The sequence below is a fragment of the Rhodovulum sp. 12E13 genome (assembly GCF_003340565.1).
GTDB lineage: Bacteria > Pseudomonadota > Alphaproteobacteria > Rhodobacterales > Rhodobacteraceae > HLUCCA09.
This window is the reverse complement of record NZ_QPLK01000126.1, coordinates 1-528: the sequence shown is the minus strand read 5'-3', so window position 1 is coordinate 528 and position 528 is coordinate 1. Positions and strand designations below refer to the sequence as shown.

The window sequence follows — 528 nt, the reverse complement described above, 5'->3', positions numbered from 1 at the left end:
CCACGCGCACCGTCAACAGGCGTCGCGCCGCTCGGGAGGGTCTGCACAACCCTCGACCGGTCCTCACGACCGGCCCACGACCGCCAAATCCGCCGCTCAGACGCATTCGGTGAATACTGCGGGCTCATAGGACGGGCGGCGCGCGCCACGGTGCATGCGAGAACGCGACCCCCATCGGTCCAGCGACCCCGCTCTCTCGCGGCCGTGAACTCGCCGCTTGGGCCTGCCCGATGCCGCGATTGACGTGTTCACGCTGGGCAATCGCCGCCGCAAGGAGCGGCCCGATGGGCTTTTACATCAGATCCGATACGATCGGGCCATCTATAACTCGAGACCGGTCAGAGCGCTCGGGCCCGCCGACAGTTCGAGCGTATCTATGCGGCCGATCTGGAGGTAAAGGTGTAAGCGCGACGGGGCGGCCCTATGCGGCGAGGCTTGACGGCTGGGCGTAGCGCCAGGGCATGAGGTCCTCGATGCGGGACTTGGGGTGTCCGTCGAGGATGGCGCGGAGGGTGTCGGCGAGGTAGT

Annotated in this window: 1 protein-coding gene; it reads right to left on the bottom strand. The window is 67.4% G+C overall.

What is annotated here, in order from left to right; all coding sequences use genetic code 11:
* Positions 1–421: 421 nt before the first annotated feature.
* Positions 422–528: transposase domain-containing protein (locus DLJ49_RS21380; protein ID WP_147277395.1), on the bottom strand; the 107-nt coding region annotated here is incomplete at its 5' end.